General features: G+C 55.1%; 15 protein-coding genes. 8 read left to right on the top strand and 7 right to left on the bottom strand.

The features are described from left to right. Positions 1-44 precede the first annotated feature (44 nt). Positions 45-668 (bottom strand): glutathione S-transferase family protein, encoded by a 624-nt coding sequence (locus HV213_RS01495; protein ID WP_181484544.1) that lies wholly within the window; start codon positions 666-668, stop codon positions 45-47. 120 nt (positions 669-788) lie between these two features. Here HV213_RS01495 and HV213_RS01490 point away from each other — a divergent pair, with 120 nt between their 5' ends. From HV213_RS01490 to HV213_RS01475, 4 genes are all read left to right on the top strand, one after another. Continuing rightward, complete coding sequence (locus HV213_RS01490) at positions 789-1937, top strand: iron-containing alcohol dehydrogenase (protein ID WP_181484543.1); 1149 nt, start codon at positions 789-791, stop codon at positions 1935-1937. 263 nt (positions 1938-2200) lie between these two features. Next, a complete protein-coding gene (locus HV213_RS01485; RefSeq protein WP_181484542.1) occupies positions 2201-3853 on the top strand; it encodes an alpha,alpha-trehalase in 1653 nt (550 codons plus the stop codon). Positions 3854-3921: 68 nt separating this feature from the next. Continuing rightward, positions 3922-4470 (top strand): GNAT family N-acetyltransferase, encoded by a 549-nt coding sequence (locus HV213_RS01480; protein ID WP_181484541.1) that lies wholly within the window; start codon positions 3922-3924, stop codon positions 4468-4470. 52 nt (positions 4471-4522) lie between these two features. Continuing rightward, positions 4523-4951 (top strand): lysozyme, encoded by a 429-nt coding sequence (locus tag HV213_RS01475; RefSeq protein ID WP_181484540.1) that lies wholly within the window; start codon positions 4523-4525, stop codon positions 4949-4951. Here HV213_RS01475 and HV213_RS01470 read toward each other — a convergent pair. Together HV213_RS01470 and HV213_RS01465 are read right to left on the bottom strand one after the other, a co-directional pair. Further along, a complete protein-coding gene (locus HV213_RS01470; protein WP_181484539.1) occupies positions 4948-5556 on the bottom strand; it encodes a response regulator transcription factor in 609 nt (202 codons plus the stop codon). The two genes, HV213_RS01475 and HV213_RS01470, sit on opposite strands and share 4 nt — an antisense overlap. A gap of 357 nt (positions 5557-5913) precedes the next feature. Then, positions 5914-6672: an SDR family NAD(P)-dependent oxidoreductase gene (locus HV213_RS01465; protein WP_181484538.1), complete on the bottom strand. Its 759-nt coding sequence runs from the start codon at positions 6670-6672 to the stop codon at positions 5914-5916. A gap of 119 nt (positions 6673-6791) precedes the next feature. On the opposite strand from HV213_RS01465, the gene HV213_RS01460 reads away from it, so the two are divergent. From HV213_RS01460 to HV213_RS01450, 3 genes are all read left to right on the top strand, one after another. Continuing rightward, complete coding sequence (locus HV213_RS01460) at positions 6792-7691, top strand: LysR family transcriptional regulator (protein WP_181484537.1); 900 nt, start codon at positions 6792-6794, stop codon at positions 7689-7691. 102 nt (positions 7692-7793) lie between these two features. Further along, complete coding sequence (yhjD, locus tag HV213_RS01455) at positions 7794-8825, top strand: inner membrane protein YhjD (protein ID WP_181484536.1); 1032 nt, start codon at positions 7794-7796, stop codon at positions 8823-8825. A gap of 269 nt (positions 8826-9094) precedes the next feature. Then, positions 9095-10417, top strand: coding sequence for an MFS transporter (locus tag HV213_RS01450; protein WP_181484535.1), 1323 nt, complete (start codon positions 9095-9097; stop codon positions 10415-10417). Positions 10418-10467: 50 nt separating this feature from the next. Here the strand turns inward: HV213_RS01450 and HV213_RS01445 are convergent, their stop codons facing one another. Beyond that, positions 10468-12519, bottom strand: coding sequence for an AsmA family protein (locus tag HV213_RS01445; protein ID WP_181484534.1), 2052 nt, complete (start codon positions 12517-12519; stop codon positions 10468-10470). A gap of 195 nt (positions 12520-12714) precedes the next feature. Between HV213_RS01445 and HV213_RS01440 the strand changes: the two genes are divergently transcribed. Further along, positions 12715-13644: a 2-dehydro-3-deoxygluconokinase gene (locus HV213_RS01440; RefSeq protein WP_181484533.1), complete on the top strand. Its 930-nt coding sequence runs from the start codon at positions 12715-12717 to the stop codon at positions 13642-13644. 198 nt (positions 13645-13842) lie between these two features. On the opposite strand, the gene HV213_RS01435 is transcribed toward HV213_RS01440, so the two are convergent. From HV213_RS01435 to hmsP, 3 genes are all read right to left on the bottom strand, one after another. Then, on the bottom strand, positions 13843-15342 hold the full coding sequence (locus HV213_RS01435) for a M16 family metallopeptidase (RefSeq protein WP_181484532.1): 1500 nt from the start codon (positions 15340-15342) through the stop codon (positions 13843-13845). 221 nt (positions 15343-15563) lie between these two features. After that, a complete protein-coding gene (locus HV213_RS01430; RefSeq protein ID WP_110276204.1) occupies positions 15564-16850 on the bottom strand; it encodes a dicarboxylate/amino acid:cation symporter in 1287 nt (428 codons plus the stop codon). A gap of 153 nt (positions 16851-17003) precedes the next feature. Then, positions 17004-19010: a biofilm formation regulator HmsP gene (hmsP, locus tag HV213_RS01425; protein ID WP_207106313.1), complete on the bottom strand. Its 2007-nt coding sequence runs from the start codon at positions 19008-19010 to the stop codon at positions 17004-17006. Between the last annotated feature and the right edge of the window lie 213 nt (positions 19011-19223).

Here is a 19223-nt window from a genome sequence, read left to right as displayed (position 1 = left end):
CATTGGTCGATAAAAAGAAGCTCCCTGGAGCTTCTTTTTTATATTTACGCCACGCCATTATTCCCATGGCGCTTAAACGCCGAACGCTGATTCAGCGCCATATACCAGCGCTCGACTTCCGCCATTTCCGGATGGGCGAACGGCGTCATTTTCCAGCGATGCACCGACAGGCCAAGGACAATATCCGCGAGGGTAAACTGGCTACCGGTGACCCATGCTCTGGTCTGCTGAAGCTGCGCATTAACGATCTGCACGCAGCGGGTCCAGGCGGCAATACTCTCTTTAATCGCCGCCGGGTCCTGAAAGCGTGGATCCTTGCGCACCAGCCCCATAAAAGCGTAGCGCCAGGCATTGTTAAACTCCGTCGCCTGCCAGTCCATCCAGTGCTCAACCTCAGCGGCAGCCTGCGGTGCGCTGGGGAGCAGGTCTTCCCGCCCCGCTTTACGCGCCAGGTAGCGGCAAATACTGTTCGACTCCCACAAAACAAAGTCATCATCCAGCAGCACCGGCACCAGGCTATTCGGGTTAAGGGCACGAAACTCAGGCGTCTCGATTGACTGGAACCCACTCCCATAATCTTCCTGCTGATAATCCAGCCCTGCCTCTTCACAGGTCCACAGCACTTTACGCACGTTAATTGATGAGCGCTTGCCCAGTATTTTTATCATTGTCAGCAATTCCGCAATCAAAAGAGATGGTTGTTTCACAATACTCCAACCGCAACACGTGTACATCTGGATAATGTGTATAGTGGATTGCAGGATTTTTCTCCAGAACAGGTACCCGACATGTTGACCCCTTTTAACGTTTTAACACCGGGCAATATCCGCTTTGGACGCGGCCTTGCTCGTAGCGCAGCCCCCTGGCTCGCCGGGCATTCCGCGCAGATACTGCTGGTTCACGGCGCCAGCCTGCAACGCGCTGAGTTTTTGCTGGCGGAACTGCGCGCGCATCAGCTTGACGTCACCACTCTATCTATCGCCCATGAACCTTGCTTACAGGATATTGAACAGGGCGTTCGCCTGGCGCGGGAAAAGGGCATCGGGGCGGTGGTCAGTCTCGGTGGCGGCGCGGTGATTGACGCAGGCAAAGCGATTGCGGCGCTGGTTCCGGCTCAGGGAGCGGCTCTCGAGTATCTGGAGGTGGTTGGTACCGGGCGCGTGTTAGAGGCTAACCCGCTACCGTTCGTCGCTATCCCCACAACCGCTGGCACAGGAGCGGAGGTGACGAAAAATGCGGTGATTAACGTCCCCGAACAGCAGCGTAAAGTGAGCCTGCGCGACGATCGTATGCTGCCGGACCTGGCGATTGTTGACCCATCGCTCACTGACAACGCACCGCGAGCAGTGACGTTAGCTTCCGGCCTCGACGCCATCACCCAGGTGATCGAGCCATACCTCTGCACCCGTACCAATCCCTTTACCGATGCGCTGTGCCGGGAGACGATCCCGCGCGGCATTAAGGCCCTCAAAACGCTAATGGAAAAAGAGTGCCCGGATAGCCGCGACGAGATGGCGTGGGTCAGCCTGTGCGGCGGTCTGGCGCTGGCCAATGCCGGACTCGGCGTGATCCACGGCCTGGCTGGTCCGCTGGGCGGCCTAAGCAATGCCGCCCACGGCGCGCTTTGCGGCAGCCTGCTACCCTTCGGCCTGGCGCTGAATGAAGCGCAGATTAGCGATGAGAAAATCAAACAACGCTTTGCTGAGGTGCGGCAATGGCTGGCCGCCGGGCTGGATGTTGAGCCGAGCAACGCCTGGGAGAGCCTGCGAGAGTGGAGCCAGCGCGCGGGTCTGGGCAATCTGCACGATCTCGGCGTACCGCGCGACGCCCTGGAGCCTGCGGCGCTCGCCGCCAGCAGCTCATCATCGATGAAGGCTAACCCGGTGATGCTGACCAGCGAACAGCTGCTGGAGATGCTGGAAGCCGCGTGGGAATAATCTTTCGCTGTTCCAGGCAAAAAGAATTTAGATTTTGTTGCAAAACGATTGCTCCGAATTTCTCTCGTGAAATCGGAGCGATTAAATATTTTTAATGCATAAAATCAGATAATTAAAGTTATAGCTGGTTGCCACTGCTCAGCGAAAATCGTGATCTACCGCACACTTTACCTCCCGCATCCCGCTGCGAATGTCTACGCTTAATAGATAGGTCGGGCGCGCCCGGCATCCTCTACAGACGCAATCCGGAGGCCCGCATAACTATGTTCAGCCAGAAATTACGCAACGTTGATGACGACGAGTTGAGGATCGAAAACGATCTGTGCTACGAAGCCGATCCGTATGAGTTAAAACTGGATGAAATGTTCGACGCCGAACCTGAACCGGAGATCATCGAAGGGCTGCCCGCCTCGGACGCCCTGACCCCGGCGGACCGCTATCTGGAACTGTTCGCCCACGTGCAAAAATCACGTATTTTCATCGATAGCAAAACCTTCCCTGACTGCGCGCCGAAGCAGGATCCGCTGGATATCTTGATCCACTATCGTCGCGTGAGACGCACGCCCGACTTTGATTTACGCCAGTTCGTTGAAGAACACTTCTGGCTGCCGGACGACCGCGCCGAGGATTATGTCTCCGATCCCAAGCGATCGCTTAAAGAGCATATCGATAATCTGTGGCCGATCCTCACCCGCGAACCGCAGGATCATATTCCCTGGTCATCACTGCTGGCGTTACCCCAGTCCTACATCGTACCCGGCGGGCGTTTCAGCGAAACCTATTACTGGGACTCCTACTTCACCATGTTGGGGCTGGCGGAAAGCGGCCGGGAAGATTTGCTGAAATGCATGGCCGACAACTTCGCGTGGATGATTGAAATGTATGGCCATATCCCTAACGGCAACCGCACCTACTATCTCAGCCGCTCGCAGCCGCCGGTCTTCGCGCTGATGGTCGAACTGTTCGAGGAGGATGGCGTGCGCGGCGCAAAACGTTATCTTGACCATCTGCAAATGGAATATCGCTTCTGGATGGACGGCGCGGAATCGCTGATACCTAACCAGGCCTATCGCCACGTGGTGCGCATGCCGGACGGCTCGCTGCTGAACCGCTACTGGGACGATCGCGATACGCCGCGCGACGAATCCTGGCGTGAAGATGTGGAAACAGCAAAACGCTCCGGGCGACCGCCGAACGAGGTTTACCGCGACCTGCGGGCCGGGGCGGAATCCGGCTGGGATTACTCCAGCCGCTGGCTGCGCGATGTTACCCGACTGGCGAGCATCCGCACCACTCAGTTTATCCCCATTGATTTGAACGCCTTGCTGTTCAAGCTGGAAAACACCATCGCCAATCTTTCTGGCCTGAAGGGCGATCGCGAGACGGAAGCAGCTTTTCGCCAGAAGGCCAATGACCGCCGGGCGGCAGTCACCCGCTACCTATGGGACGACGAGAGCGGCTGCTTTCGCGATTACGACTGGCGTCGCGAGCAGTTGGCGCTCTTCTCTGCCGCCAGCATCGTTGCGCTGTACGTCGGCATGGCGACCCATGAACAAGCTGACCAGCTCGCCGATGCGGTACGCGCACGCCTGCTGACTCCCGGCGGCATCATGGCGACCGAGTATGAAAGCGGCGAGCAGTGGGATAAACCCAACGGCTGGGCGCCGCTTCAGTGGATGGCGGTGCAGGGTTTTAAAATGTACGGTCAGGACCCGCTGGGTGACGAGATTGCCCAAAGCTGGCTGCAAACGGTGAACCATTACTACAAACGGCACCATAAGCTGATTGAAAAGTACCATATTGCCAGCGCCACGCCGCATGAGGGCGGCGGCGGGGAATATCCGCTCCAGGATGGCTTCGGCTGGACCAACGGCGTGGTGCGGCGGTTAATCGGTCTGTACGGCGAACCTTCGTAGCCGGTCACTATTCCCGGAGTCGATGTCCTGCTATGTTCTTGACATCGACTTTCGCCGGAAGCCTTATCATGCCTGAACTCCTTACTCCACGCCTGCGCTGCTCACCGCTGCAGCTCGATGACTGGCCGCTTTTTCTCTCTCTGCAACAAGACGCTCAGGTGATGCTTTACGTCTCCGATGCTCGTTCAGTGGCTGAAATTCGCGAGATTTTTGATTCACGCCTGCCTGTATGGTCGCCCGGCGCTGCCCACTGGCTGTGCCTGGTGGTACGCGATCGACAGACTCACTCGCCCCTTGGCTTCACCGGATACCATCACCACACAAACGATAGCGCCGAAGTAGGCTTTCTGTTTGCTCCCCAGGCGCAGGGCAAAGGTTACGGCTATGAATCCCTGCGCGCGCTGTGCGATTACGCCTTCTCCGCAGGCGGCATCAGGCGGCTCACCGCAACCGTCACCGCGGGCAATCAGGCGTCAAAAAGCTTGCTACAGAAGGTTGGATTTCGGCAGGAAGGCGAGCTACGCGAATGTTATTGGCTCAACGGTCGTTGGCATAATGACTGGCTATTTGGCCTGCTGCGTCACGATTACAACCAGCCTGGGCCATCTGGCGAATAGGGAGTGATCAACTTTTCCTCTACACTGCAGGCCAGAAACAGAGGAAGCCCAAATGTCCCCACTGAAACCGTTGCTAAGCCCGCAGGGTCTGAACTTTATTAAACAAGTTCAAGGATTAGCGCTCGACCCCTATTGGGATGAGAACGGCCTGCGCGTGATTGGCTACGGCCATGTTCTCAATGACTATGAAATCTTCAGTCACTTTACGCGGGAGGTCGCGGATACTTTACTTATCGTGGATCTCCTGCAATGCCAACGGGAACTCCAGCGGAACCTCAAAATTCAGCTCAATCAATCACAATACGATGCGCTGGTCTCTTTAGCCTTTAGCTGTGGCCCGTCGTCTCCCACACTCAATACTATTTTGACTCACCTCAACCAGCAGCGATTTGCACAAGCGCTGGCCGTGTGGAGAAATATCCGCAGCGGCCATCAGCAACGACAAGAAGAGTGTGTAAGATTTTCCGTTGCAGTAGATTAAGTTTCGCTGACGCCATTAAACACCATCGCCGCCTGAGTACGATTTTTCACATCCAGTCGGCGATACAACGACTCAAGATGAGCCTTTACTGTACCGGCGCTAATATTTAAAGCCCGGCTAATCTCTTTATTCGAATCTCCCGCAGCCAGCAACTGGAGAATCTCACGCTGACGATGGCTCAAATGAACCAATTTATTATCCCGGGTTTCTGCGGTCATTAACCAATCACCAGGCAAACAAAGCAGCCCAAGCAGGATGCTGTTAATCGCCTGGGCAAAAGTTTGCAGACTCTCTTCGCGCTGAACAATCGCGCGCACATTGTAGGAGAGCACGCGCTGCAGCCAGCTCTTGCTATCATCAGAAACAATCAGCAGCACCTGAGTTTGCGGAAAGCGTAGCTGTTTTTCCTGTAACAACCAGCAGCAAAATTCACTGTGCATATCGCCATCCAGAATCAGCAGAGCTTCCGGATGCGCCGTCAGCTTCTGCCAGAGTTGCTCTGCCTGACAGGTACCAAAAATATCAATTTCAGGAATGTGTTGCTGAAGGCCAATTTTCATTCCATGAATAAATATCGACTGCCTGTCAAACATGATTACCTGCATGGATTTATCTCCATCGAAAAAACGCCCGATAAAATGAGGGGGGGAAGGGTAATATCAGCAAGATAAAATAAGAACTCGCTGTTTGGCCTGGGGCATTTTACCGATGGAGGGGATTAATGAAATATCATAACAATGAATGGTTACATGCCTTATCGTCACCATTACGCATTCACAATATTTATTACATTTAAATTAAGGAAATCCTTAATTAGATGGGTGAAGTGATATATTAGTAATATTAATTCATGGATTCTAAACCAACCCGACAATGCGAGCGATGGCAAAGTGCGGAAAGAATGTTACGGAATAAGAAAGCGCATCAAATGCCGCCCCCCAGCGCGCTGGAGGGCAGACTGATTATAAGAGCATACCGCCGGAGACTTCCACCCGCTGGGCGTTCATCCAGTGAAGATCGTCACTCAGCAACGCGGCAATGGCATCGCCGATATCATCCGGCAGACCGACTCTTCCCAGCGCCGTTTGCGCGGCGATATGCTGGTTGACCTGCGCATTATCCCGCACCACGCCGCCGCCAAAATCGGTTTCAATCGCGCCTGGAGCGATGATATTGACCGATATTCCCCGCGCTCCGAGTTCTTTTGCCTGATAGCGTGTCAGCACTTCCATCGCCCCCTTCATTGAGGCATAAGCCGCATAGCCTGGCAGAGCAAAACGCGCCAGCCCACTGGAAACATTAAGAATACGCCCCCCATCCTGCAATAACGGCAGCAGGCGCTGGGTGAGGAAAAACGGTCCCTTAAACTGGATGTTCATCAGCTCATCAAACTGGGCTTCGCTGGTCTGCGCAAAAGCAACGTTCAGACCGATACCGGCATTGTTCAATAAATAGTCGAAGGTGTCGCGCTGCCAGCGCTGCTGAAGTAATTCCGCCACCTTCTGAGCAAAGCTTTCAAAACTGCTAACATCACCGACGTTTAAAGGTAATGCCGCAGCTTTCACGCCTGTTCGCTCAATTTCTGCGACAACTTCCAGCGCCGCCTGCGAGTTGCTGTGGTAAGTCAGAATAATATCGGTTCCCTTCGCTGCCAGCTTCAGCGCGGCATTTTTTCCCAATCCACGGCTGCCGCCGGTCACTAAAGCAATACGTTGTGTCATCAGAAAACCCCTTCACCATTGTGTTTGTATGGCTGAAGAGCTTATTAGATGCAATAAATACAATAAATACGCTAGATTACGTTTTACTGTTTCAATATAAACAACAATAGGCTTCCGGGATGGATAAAATTCACGCAATGCAGTTGTTTATTCGGGTAGCTGAACTGGAGAGTTTTTCTCGCGCCGCCGATACCCTCGGCCTGCCTAAAGGTAGCGTATCGCGTCAGATTCAGGCGCTGGAGAGCCACCTTGGCACTCGCCTGCTGCACCGCACGACCCGCCGGGTGCAGCTCACTCAGGACGGTATGGTCTATTACGAACGCGCAAGGGATCTGCTTAGCAACCTCGACGAACTGGACGGCATGTTCCAGCTTGACCCCTCCAGCATCAGCGGACGCCTGCGGGTAGATATGCCGGTAAGTCTGGCTAAAAGGCTGGTCATTCCGCAACTACCGGGATTTTTGCAACAGTACCCCGGTATCGAACTGGAACTGAGCAGCAGCGATCGGCTGGTTGATGTGGTTCGTGAAGGATTTGACTGTGTGGTGCGCGTCGGCACGCTGAAAGACTCCGGTCTCATCGCTCGTCCGCTGGGGAAATTAACGCAAATCAACTGCGCCAGCCCGCAGTATCTGACGCGATTCGGCTACCCGCAATCGCTCGACGATCTGGCCGATCATGCGTTGATCCACTACGCCAGCAACCTGGGAGTTCGCCCGCTGGGGTTTGAAGTGGTCAGCGACGGCGTGGTTCGCTGGGTCAAAACTGGCGGCGTGCTCACCGTCAATAGTACCGAGACTTATCAGGCATCGTGTCTGGCAGGACTGGGGATTATTCAGGTGCCACGTACCGGCGTTCGCGAGATGCTGCGCACCGGTGAGCTGATTGAAATTCTGCCCCACTATCGCGCCGAACCGCTGCCAGTTTCGTTGCTCTACCCGCACCGGCGTCATCTTTCACGCCGGGTGCATCTGTTTATGGAGTGGCTGGGCGGACTGATGAAAAACTATGTTGATTAATCCGAATGATTCATGCCCCGTTGCCCCTTCAACGCCTCATCAGCGATTTTACGTATATAATTTTGATGAATACCGCTGTAAAGATGAAGGATGAAATAACTTATGACGCCGGAAAACGACGCTCAACGCCCGACCCAGGATCTGGGCCAACAGCCGGAAAAAAACAAAAGCACCCTCGCTGCGATCAACGACTCCAGCGTCGCCAAAAAAGCCAATCAGGCGCTGAAAAGCGTCACCGGGACAGCAGAAAAAGTTCAGCGCAACCCCATTATTGCGCATCTGATCCGCGCAGCTGAACGCTTCAACGACCGGCTTGGCAATCAGTTTGGCGCGGCAATCACCTACTTCTCGTTTTTATCGATGATCCCCATTCTGATGGTCTCTTTCGCAGCCGCTGGTTTTGTTCTGGCCTCGCACCCCACGCTGCTACAGGATATTTTCGATAAAATCCTGCTCAACGTTAGCGACCCGATGCTGGCGGCAACGCTGAAAAATACCATCAGCACCGCCGTGCAGCAGCGTACCACCGTCGGTATCGTCGGCCTGCTGGTGGCGCTCTACTCCGGGATTAACTGGATGGGCAACCTGCGCGAAGCGATTCGCGCCCAGTCGCGCGACGTCTGGGAACGCACACCACAAGATCAGGAGAAGATTTGGGTAAAATACTTCCGCGATCTTATCTCGCTAGTAGGCCTGCTGGTTGCGCTGGTGATTACCTTATCAATCACCTCAGTCGCAGGCTCGGCCCAGCAAATGATTATTTCGGCGCTCTATCTCGATAGCATTGAGTGGCTGAAACCAGCATGGCGGCTGATTGGCCTGGCGATATCCATTTTCGCCAACTATCTATTATTTTTCTGGATATTTTGGCGGCTCCCGCGCCATCGTCCCCGCCGCAAGGCCCTGATTCGCGGTACCCTGATTGCGGCTATTGGCTTTGAGATAATCAAAATCATCATGACCTGGACGCTACCTGCGCTAGTGAAATCCCCTTCCGGCGCGGCGTTTGGCTCGGTACTGGGGATAATGGCCTTCTTCTATTTCTTCGCCCGGTTGACGCTTTTCTGCGCCGCATGGATTGCCACCGCCGAGTATAAAGATGACCGCCGAATGCCGGGTAAAACCCACGATTGAGCAATCATTGGGCTGAATTAAGTCGCAAAATTCAGCCCAACCCATCATTTCAGCAGATAAATCCAACATGTAACTTTTATTTAACCTAAATCTGGTTTTATCAACCATTATTTTAATTATGTGAAACATTTCATAGAACTTATTCTTCTGGTGCAGAAATTATTCACTTTTTGCCTCTTTTTTAGGCTATCTCGCGACTTGTTACAGATTGAAATGTCCCCAAGGCTGTGGCTATATGGCCTTTCGTTCGCAAAAAATAAGAAAGATCTATGCAAGCCACAGCCACAACACTCGACAACGCGCAGGAAACCGTACCGGTTAACTCACGCAATAAAGTCGTCGTCGCCTCACTCATCGGTACCGCCATTGAGTTCTTCGACTTCTATATTTATGCCACCGCGGCGGTTATTGTATTTCCGCACATTTTCTTCCCGCAGGGCGACCCCGCTGCCGCGACGCTACAATCGCTGGCGACCTTCGCGATCGCCTTTATTGCCCGTCCTATTGGTTCCGCGGTATTTGGTCACTTTGGCGACCGCGTAGGCCGTAAAGCGACGCTGGTGGCCTCGCTGCTAACGATGGGGATCTCTACCGTGGTTATCGGCCTGCTGCCGGGCTATGAAACCATTGGCATTATGGCCCCGGTACTGCTGGCGCTGGCGCGCTTCGGTCAGGGCCTCGGCCTTGGCGGTGAGTGGGGCGGCGCGGCGCTGCTGGCTACGGAAAACGCCCCACCGCGCAAGCGCGCGCTGTACGGCTCTTTCCCGCAACTGGGTGCGCCCATCGGCTTCTTCTTCGCTAACGGCACCTTCCTGCTGCTCTCCTGGCTGCTGACCGACCAGCAGTTTATGGAATGGGGCTGGCGTATGCCGTTTATCTTCTCCGCCGTGCTGGTGATCATCGGCCTGTATGTCCGCGTTTCGCTGCACGAGTCGCCGGTGTTCGCTAAAGTCGCCGCCGCCAAGAAACAGGTGAAAATCCCGTTAGGCACTCTGCTGACGAAGCACGTCCGCGTGACCGTTCTCGGCACATTCATCATGCTGGCGACCTATACGCTGTTTTACATTATGACCGTCTACTCCATGACCTTCAGCACCGCCGCCGCGCCGATTGGCCTCGGTCTGCCGCGCAACGAAGTGCTGTGGATGCTAATGATGGCAGTGATTGGTTTCGGCGTGATGGTGCCGATTGCTGGTCTGCTGGCAGATGCATTTGGTCGCCGTAAGAGCATGGTCGTTATCACCACGCTGATCATCCTCTTCGCGCTGTTTGCCTTTAAACCGCTGCTCGGCTCCGGCAATCCAGTGCTGGTCTTTGCCTTCCTGCTGCTTGGCCTGAGCCTGATGGGGCTGACCTTCGGCCCGATGGGCGCGCTGCTGCCGGAATTGTTCCCGACCGAAGTTCGCTATACCGGCGCATCGTTCTCGTATAACGTCTCGTCGATCCTCGGGGCTTCCGTGGCGCCGTATATCGCAGCCTGGCTGCAGGGCAACTACGGTCTGCCTGCGGTTGGGCTCTACCTGGCCGCAATGGCGGCGCTGACGATGATTGCGCTGCTGCTCACTCACGAAACGCGCCATCAATCGCTGTAACGCGCTGACTTCGCCCCCGGCTTAGTGCAGCCGAGGGCGAATCCCCATCCTTATTTTTTCATCTGCGATAAAATCGCCCGACACTGATTCTCATCCCCCTCTGCAGGCGATATCAACGCCAGTAATGCTGCGGCCGGAGTGACTAACGTCGCCAACGCTGCCGCCACCGCACCGCGCACAATCAACGGTCCCGCCTTCACACCCGCATTCGGTGATTTAAAGCTACCGCGCACATACAGCGGCGAACGCAGAGTGATAATGCGAAAGCCCTTACTCTCCGGATCGATAGTCAGGTCCAGCTGCTCCGAGGCAAAGCTGGCGGTACCGGTCACGTTGATCAGCGCATTTTCTGTATCAAAGGCAAACACCTGTGGCCGGGCGACGCCGTTGGTCACATCGATATTCGCCGCCGCACAGTTCACCCGCACTTCGTCATCGCCAAAGATCTGCCCAATAATAAAGTTGCCGACGTTCAGGCCAAGAATTTCCATCAGGTTGCGGCTAATCAGCCCGTCGTTCATCAACAGCTTCAAATTACCGTTACTGTTGCCCAGCAGCGCGGCGACGGAATTACCGGTCCCACGAAGCTGGATATCGCCATTCATCTCACCGAGGGTTTTCTGCATCATCTCCACGTTTGGCATCAGCGCTTTCAGCTTCAGACGCCGCGCCTGTAGATTCGCCGTGCCCTGTAGCGGCTTTTTATCTCCTTGCAGATGAATACTGCCCGCAATGGTGCCGTTGGCGAGGCCAAGACGCAGCGGTTGCAGGCGCAGGTCGCCTCGTTCAAGGATCACGTGGGTGGAGAGATCGCTAATCGGCAGTGTACCGCCGTGCTCAATCTTGCGCCCTTTAAAGCGCACATCCGCATCCATTACCTGCCATTTGTCGGTTTCAAAACGGTCATATGGCAACACTTTCCCGGCGGGCTGCGGCGAGGCTTCGCCTTTACGTTGTTCCGTTTTACTTCCTTTCCCCCCGGAATCGACGCCGATCAGCGGGCCTAAATCAGCCAATCTTAGCTGTCGGGACTCCAGATCGCCTTCGAGCTTAGGCCGGGGTTTACCGGTGGTGTAGGTCAGAGAACCGTGAATATCGCTCTCGCCGATGCGGCCATTAAAATCCTGATAGGCAAAACGTGAACCGCTCTTATCCTTGAAAGTGGCCCGCAGATGCCCATCGGTTGAGAAAGCGGGCGTATCCGGCAGCAGAACGCCGGTCAGGTCGTAGAGATCGCCCAGCGAATCGCCGGAAAATTTCAGCCGTAGATCAACCCCCCCGAGGTTAAGCGGATCGTTAACCGTACCGGTGAACGCTACCCGGGAATTGCCGGAACGAAAATCGCCCTGCAGCGGGAACGGCGTCCCTTCACTGCGCAGCGCCAGCATGCCGCCGATTTTTCCCGTTCCGGTGAGCGGCTGCCCGTTATAGCTACCTTTCGCCTGCAGGCCGAAGACGTAATCGCCGACTTTTTGCGACTCGCCCTTGCCCTTTTCACCGGTCACCTCACTAAACGCCAGCGGTTTACCCAGCGGGTCGACCATAATCGTGACGTCGGCGCGGGTCACTTTATCGTCAATAGCAATCTTGCCGCGGTCGAAAAGAATATTGTCGAGGCGGAAAGACCAGCTGGAAGGCGGCGCGTTTTTATTCGCCGCATCGTTCGAGGCGAGATCAAATGTCCAGTTATTCGCTTTCTCCGACAATCGAATCAACCGCGCGTCCGGCTGCTCCAGCTTGATCCACGGTAAATAGACCGTCTTGCTGAGCAACGCCAACGGCGCGAGGGTCGCTTCAACTCGCGGCAGATGTACCATCGTCACCTGCGGGATGTCTGGCGGGTTGCCGAGGACGATATCTTCGGCGTGAACGTGCGGCCAGGGAACCCAGCTACGCCAGCCGCTTTCGCCAGGCTGGCGCTCCCAGACCACGCCCAGATCGCCGCGAATGGCAAACGGTCGGTTCAGTTCAGCGGAAACCTTCTGGTTAATCGTCGGCTTCAGGCGATTCCAGTCAAAGGTCGCCAGCACGATGAGAAACACAACGATCAGTAAGACTATCGTTCCCGAGATAATCGCAACGGTTTTACGGGTTCTGCTCATCCCCTTTGCACTCCTTTTGCAACATGTCAGTCCTGAATATAGTTGAGAAACGCCAGGTGCTCCGCCAAATGAGGTTTTCGTCACATAATCCGCGTTATGTCAAAAAAATAATGGAACGTTGTTTTAATATCATTGACCATAAAAGCGGCCCAGCGCACACTAGGGTTAATATTGATTTAATTTCAGGTCCTCACTATGTCTAAGAAAATTGCCGTCATTGGCGAATGCATGATTGAGCTGTCAGAGAAAGGCGCGGCAGTAAACCGTGGCTTTGGCGGCGATACCTTAAATACCTCCGTCTATATTGCCCGTCAGACCGACGCCAGCGTGCTGGGTGTGCATTACGTCACCGCGCTGGGGACGGATACTTTTAGCCAGCAGATGCTGGAGTCCTGGCAGGCCGAAAACGTCCAGACGGACCTGATACAGCGTATGGCTGACCGTTTGCCGGGCCTGTATTACATCGAAACCGACGACACCGGTGAGCGCACCTTTTACTACTGGCGTAACGAAGCAGCGGCGAAATTTTGGCTGGAGAGCGAGCAGTCTGCGGCTATCTGCGAAGAGCTGGCGACGTTTGATTACCTTTACCTTAGCGGTATCAGCCTGGCTATCCTTAGCCCGACCAGTCGCGAGAAGCTGCTAACGCTGCTGCGCGAATGCCGCGCAAACGGCGGCAAGGTGATTTTTGATAATAACTATCGCCCGCGCTTGTGGAGCAGCAAAGAAGAGACGCAGCAGGTTTATCAGCAGATGCTGACCTGTACTGATATCGCGTTCCTGACTCTCGACGACGAAGATGCGCTGTGGGGAGAGAAGCCGGTCGAAGAAGTGATCGCCCGCACTCACGCCGCTGGCGTTGAAGAAGTGGTGGTTAAACGCGGCGCTGACTCTTGCCTGGTGGCAATTGTCGGTCAACCGCAGCTGGAAATCCCGGCCGTGAAGCTGCCGAAAGAGAAAGTGGTTGATACGACCGCTGCTGGCGATTCATTCAGCGCGGGCTATCTGGCCGTGCGCCTGACCGGCGGCGATGCAGAGTCTGCGGCAAAACGCGGACACCTGACCGCCAGCACGGTGATTCAGTATCGCGGCGCGGTTATCCCGCGCGAAGCGATGCCGCAGTAGTATTACAAACTGTGCTCGTATTGTTGCCGGGCGGCGGCTAGTGCCTTGCCCGGCCTACAGGTTCATAGCCGTGTGGAAGCCAGTTGTTTTGTAGCCCGGACTGATGCGCAGCATCGCCTCCGGGGAAAAACACCCGGCGCAATACCCAAAACAGATTTGCCATCAGCTTACCGGATAGCATTGCTATCCGGTTTTTCTTTACTGTCCTGGCGGAATATCAGTGACTTCGTTACGCCCTTCCACAACATCGCTGGCGCTGCTGGTCGCCGCCGTTGGCGCAGGCATCATCAGTTTTTCCCACGTCGCCTGCAAATCCTTCATGTTGTACTCCGGCTCGCCCTGCGGCTGCTGCAACACCAACGCCATATCCTGTGACAGTTGCTGGCGCAGATACTGATTGAGCATATCGACCGTCAGCGAGTTCAGGAACTCCTGGCGCAGCTTCTGATACTGCTCGGGAGCAATATCCACCACCTGGTTTTGCAACGAACGCATCCGCTGGCTAATCAGGATATACGTATCAGTACGCGCATAGGTGGCGAATAGCTTCTGTAGCTCAAGGTTTTTCTGCGCAATCAGAGCATCAAACTCATCCTGCGGCAGGCCGTTATCGCGCACTTTCGCCAGCTCACGCGCCACGGTCGTCAAGTTGGCGTTCAGGCGCTCACCCGGCGATTCGATATTGATCGCACACTGCGCACGTTGGTAGAGGACACGACAATCAAAGCCCAGGCCGATATCCTTGATATTACTCTTGCTCAGATTCTGCTGTACGTGCCAGAACAGCGCTTCACGCGCAAGATCGTCGCGCCAATAACGCTGGAGCGCTGCCGATTCACGAATAGGCTGCCACGGCGTATCCCACATCAGCGACAGCTTATCCTGGCGCACCGCATCGGTCATGATGCTGACCGGCGTTGTCGGCAGCGGGGATAACGTCGGAACCGCTACTGGCGTTTCGCGCTTGCCCTTCAGGCCGCCAAAGGTTTTGTTGATCTGTTCCGCGACGCTGCGGCTGTCCACGTTGCCGACCACAATCAGGGTCATGGCGTCCGGGGTATACCATTTTTGATAGAAATCTTTGAGCTGAGCGATATCGACCGGTTGTTTCAACGGTGCCGCTGGATCGTGCCCCAACATCGTCGAGCCTTTCAGCCGATAGCGCCACCAGCCTTCTTTGGTATCAGCAGGCCAGGTCACCACCATGTCTTCGCCCTGTAGCGCGTGGTTGACCGTTTCCGGGGTGATCGACATTTTACCGCTAGCGTTCGCCAGCCAGCTCAGCGCTTCTTTCAGCAGATCATTGCGGTTATTCGGTAAGCTCAGATTAAACAAACTGTAGTCATAAGAAACGATGGCGGGCGGCAGAGGACGCTTAGGGTCAATACTCTGCTGCCACAAAGAACGCGCCTGCATGGTCGGGAGGCTACCGCTTTGCGTCAGTGCAAGACGCGGGATAAAGTGGCTAAAGCCGCTCTGCTGAGTGCTTTCGCTCAGCGAGCCAATATTCACGGACAGGCGAACTTCGATACGATCGCTGGGACGCTGCGGGGTGGCTAAAACCTGCCACTGAAACCCATTCGCAAGTGTCCCCTGTTGCCAGGCCGGGTCCGGCTGGAGCGCTTCTGCCTGCACATAACCGACCGCCGCTATCATCAGCAAACCACCGGTTAAGAGTCGAATTTTTGTGCCCTGCATGTGAACCCCTGATGAACAATCCTGGTTACAACAGCAGCCCACAGGCGGGCCGCCGAAAAAATGTGGTGAGTTAAGTACGTCGTTTAGACCACGCGGAGATGAAAATGTCGCATGTAGACGTTAAAAAATCATAAGGGTCACCACCGTGCAAGCGGCAGCGACCCCTAATTATGCGCAGGAGCCCGGAGTCCAGCAAGGGACAACGGGCCTAACAGGTGGATTTATGAGGATAATTCGTGCGATTTGCTCGCTGGAGTACGGTTATTCAGGACATCATCCAGCTGTTTGGAGTCCAGCTCTTTTACCCATTTAGCGACCACGATAGTTGCCACGCCGTTACCCACAAGGTTAGTCAGCGCACGCGCCTCGGACATAAAGCGGTCGATACCGAGGATTAACGCCAGACCGGCTACTGGCAAATGGCCGACGGCGGAAATTGTCGCCGCGAGGACGATAAATCCGCTGCCCGTCACGCCCGCCGCACCTTTCGATGAGAGCAGCAGCACCACCAGCAGGGTTATCTGATGGAAAATATCCATGTGGCTGTTGGTTGCCTGAGCGATAAATACTGCCGCCATCGTCAGATAAATGGAGGTGCCATCGAGGTTAAATGAGTAGCCCGTTGGAATAACCAACCCCACCACCGACTTACGGCAGCCGAGTTTTTCCATCTTATCGAGCATGCGCGGCAACGCTGACTCAGATGAAGAGGTTCCCAGCACAATCAGCAGTTCTTCACGAATATAGCGGATAAATTTAAAGATGCTGAAGCCGGTGGCTTTGGCTATCGACCCCAGTACCACTACCACAAACAGAATACAGGTGATGTAGAAGCAGACGATCAGCTGACCAAGCTGCACCAGCGTCCCGACGCCATATTTACCGATGGTAAAGGCCATTGCCCCGAAAGCACCGATTGGCGCCAGGCGCATAATCATGTTGATGATGCCGAAGATGACCTGTGAGAAGCTTTCGATAACGTTGAAAATCAGCTGGCCTTTGCTGCCCAGTCGGTGCAGTGCGAAACCAAACAGCACCGCAAACATCAGCACCTGCAGAATGTTGCCGCTGGCAAAAGCGCCGATCACGCTGCCGGGGATAATATCGAGCAAAAACGCCACGATGCCCTGATCTTTCGCCTGTTCGGCGTAAACCGCCACGGCCTTCGCGTCGAGGGTCGCCGGGTCCACGTTCATTCCCGCGCCGGGTTGCACCACGTTGACAATAATCAGGCCGATAATCAGCGCGATGGTGCTCACGACTTCAAAATAGAGCAGCGCAACCGCCCCGGTGCGACCAACCGCCTTCATACTTTCCATCCCGGCAATCCCTGTCACTACGGTACAGAAGATAACCGGTGCAATAATCATTTTAATTAGTTTAACGAAGGCATCGCCGAGGGGTTTCATCTGCGCGCCCAGTTCCGGGTAGAAGTGGCCCAGCAGAATACCGATAGCGATGGCCGATAAAACCTGAACATAAAGGCTTTTAAAGAAAGAGATTTTCATAGGTGTCCTTTGGGAAAAACCACAGACAAAGAGTGGATATCGCGTCTGTGGCTTAAAAATAACACCCATGAAACATTTCAGAAATAACGAGCAATCAAATCGAAAATAAATTGTTAATTTTTTTGAGCTGACTCGTACAAGCTAACAATATTTTTACAAATTTGCATCCTCAGCATCGGCCTTTAAAAACCGTGCCATAAAAGCGTCTGGCGGCATGGCGCAGCCAAATAGATACCCCTGAACTGCCTCTACGCCCGCCTCCTGCAGCCAGGTATACTGCGCCTGGTTTTCGACACCTTCCGCGACAATGCGCAGATTCAGGCCGCGCGCCAGCTGGATAATCGCCGGAACCATGCTGATATCGTCCGGTAACATATCGATAAAGACTTTATCGATTTTCAGAATGTCCACTGGCAGCGATTTAATATGTTGCAGCTGCCGCAGGCCCGCGTAGCCCATACCAAAATCATCCAATGCAATCCGCACGCCGGCTTCACGCAGTGGGCGTAACAGTGAGATTATCGCCTGCGGATCGTCTATCCGGCGACTCTCGGTCACTTCCAGTACCAGCGTTCCCGGCGCGATACGGTAGCGCGAAAGCAGCGTCAGCATCTCCGCGCCGCGATCGTGGTGCAGTAACTGTAGCAACGACACGTTGACCGACAGCGGCAGCATGATCCCCTGATTTTGCCAGGCGGCAAGCTGCCGACAGGCCTCTTCCATTACCCAGTAACCGACCGGAACCATCAGCCCACAGGCTTCAATACGCTCAATCAGATCCCCCGGCAGCGACCAACTGCCGTCCACCTGACGCTGACGCAGCAGCACTTCCGCACCGCACACCTCGCCGCTGGCGGTATCCACCTGCGGTTGCAGCCAGGTAGCAAACTGCTGGTTATCGAGCGCCGTCAGAATATCGTGCTCCTCCATTAATCGGCGCTGCGCTTTTTCCATTTGCTCTGGATCGAAGAACTCAATCTGGTTTTTCCCTTTACGCCGCGCGGTCACCGCGGCGGAAAACGCCCGGCGATAGAGCTGTTCGGCGTTGATCTCGCCATTAAACATCGCAATACCGATGCTGGCGCAAGGGCGAAGCTGAATACCATGCAGCGGCAAACGCTCATTTACGACAGTAAGTACTTGCTTACTTAACGTCACCGCCTGCCAGGGTTCGGTAATGCCGCTGGCCAGAATTGCGAAGTCATAACCGCTGACCTGGGCTAGCACCATCTGCGCCGGGATAACCGCCCGCAGCTTTCCGACCAGAGTTAGCAGCAGCATTTCACGCTGCGTCTCTTTCAGCACGCCAGCGGTATCTTGTAGGGTTTCGCAAGCGATAACCAGTAGCGCTGAAGGCTGCGGGCGGGCAACGGTCTGCTCTAGCATCGCCATCAAAAAGGCTTTATTTGGCAGGTCTGAGACCGGGAAACGGGTCGACTGCAATGAGAGTTCATCGTGCAGGCGCAGCAGGGTCTGCTGGTTACGGTTGTAGCTGCGCACCAGCATGCCGATTTCATCATCATGATGCAGGCGCGGCAGCGTGAGCTGGTGGCCCAGACGCTCCTGCAGTGGAACATCGTTAAGCTCGCGGGCGACTTTGCGCAGCGGACGCACGATCAGGCGGTTGATGCACCAGGTGATTGCCACCGTAAGAATCAGCACCAGAAGTAAGTAAGCAGTCACTAACGTCGCCAGCGCACTCATCACAAATTTGTACATGCGATACGAGTCGGCCTGGAGCACCAGATAGGCCAGCGGCTGCGGGTTAGCCGGTCGTTCAAGGGAATAGATCGGTAATGAAATCTGCACCGGCAGCTCAAACATGCGGGTGATCATGACCGGCACCGGGCGCTCGGGGATAAAGCGCATCCGCAGCGCCTGGAATTGATTCGGTAATACCACATCCGCCCGGCTGACGATGCCAGCAGGCTGAATGCGGCTCAGAATGGCTTCCGCATCAGGGATATCGGCTTTGAGGATAGCCGCTGACAGCGGTTCGCGAACGGAACGCGCGATGCTTTCTAATTGCGTGGCCGTGGTAAAGCGACTCTGCTGTACAAAGTGGAACAGCAAAATAGAGCAGAAGACCAATACAAACGCCATGGACACGCTCGCGACCATCGCCATCTGTTTAATTGTAAGTGAACGGCTGACGCGCAACGGGGTTCTCCACTGAAGCTGAACGCATACCCGGTTTAGATCCATCATCACCGGTCTTTTTCAGGCTGATTATATACTCAAATCATTCGCTCGCGCCCGCAAGGTGTGCAGCGATGTCCTGGGGTGCCTTCCCGGAGGCGGCGCAAAACGCCTGTCCGGCTACAAACCCAAAACCGCACGGACCCGTAGCCCGGGAAGCCGCAGCGCCACCGG

Origin of the sequence: Klebsiella sp. RHBSTW-00484, from assembly GCF_013705725.1 — a bacterium.
Classification (GTDB): Bacteria; Pseudomonadota; Gammaproteobacteria; order Enterobacterales; family Enterobacteriaceae; genus Klebsiella.
Note: the sequence above shows the minus strand (reverse complement) of the source record. Positions and strands in the feature narration are given on the sequence as shown.

Excerpts from the sequence above, each read along its gene's own strand:
- HV213_RS01495 (WP_181484544.1), bottom strand. The coding sequence starts at position 668 with ATGATAAAAATACTGGGCAAGCGCTCATCAATTAACGTGCGTAAAGTG.
- HV213_RS01490 (WP_181484543.1), top strand. The coding sequence starts at position 789 with ATGTTGACCCCTTTTAACGTTTTAACACCGGGCAATATCCGCTTTGGA.
- HV213_RS01485 (WP_181484542.1), top strand. The coding sequence starts at position 2,201 with ATGTTCAGCCAGAAATTACGCAACGTTGATGACGACGAGTTGAGGATC.
- HV213_RS01480 (WP_181484541.1), top strand. The coding sequence starts at position 3,922 with ATGCCTGAACTCCTTACTCCACGCCTGCGCTGCTCACCGCTGCAGCTC.
- HV213_RS01475 (WP_181484540.1), top strand. The coding sequence starts at position 4,523 with ATGTCCCCACTGAAACCGTTGCTAAGCCCGCAGGGTCTGAACTTTATT.
- HV213_RS01470 (WP_181484539.1), bottom strand. The coding sequence starts at position 5,556 with ATGCAGGTAATCATGTTTGACAGGCAGTCGATATTTATTCATGGAATG.
- HV213_RS01465 (WP_181484538.1), bottom strand. The coding sequence starts at position 6,672 with ATGACACAACGTATTGCTTTAGTGACCGGCGGCAGCCGTGGATTGGGA.
- HV213_RS01460 (WP_181484537.1), top strand. The coding sequence starts at position 6,792 with ATGGATAAAATTCACGCAATGCAGTTGTTTATTCGGGTAGCTGAACTG.
- yhjD (WP_181484536.1), top strand. The coding sequence starts at position 7,794 with ATGACGCCGGAAAACGACGCTCAACGCCCGACCCAGGATCTGGGCCAA.
- HV213_RS01450 (WP_181484535.1), top strand. The coding sequence starts at position 9,095 with ATGCAAGCCACAGCCACAACACTCGACAACGCGCAGGAAACCGTACCG.
- HV213_RS01445 (WP_181484534.1), bottom strand. The coding sequence starts at position 12,519 with ATGAGCAGAACCCGTAAAACCGTTGCGATTATCTCGGGAACGATAGTC.
- HV213_RS01440 (WP_181484533.1), top strand. The coding sequence starts at position 12,715 with ATGTCTAAGAAAATTGCCGTCATTGGCGAATGCATGATTGAGCTGTCA.
- HV213_RS01435 (WP_181484532.1), bottom strand. The coding sequence starts at position 15,342 with ATGCAGGGCACAAAAATTCGACTCTTAACCGGTGGTTTGCTGATGATA.
- HV213_RS01430 (WP_110276204.1), bottom strand. The coding sequence starts at position 16,850 with ATGAAAATCTCTTTCTTTAAAAGCCTTTATGTTCAGGTTTTATCGGCC.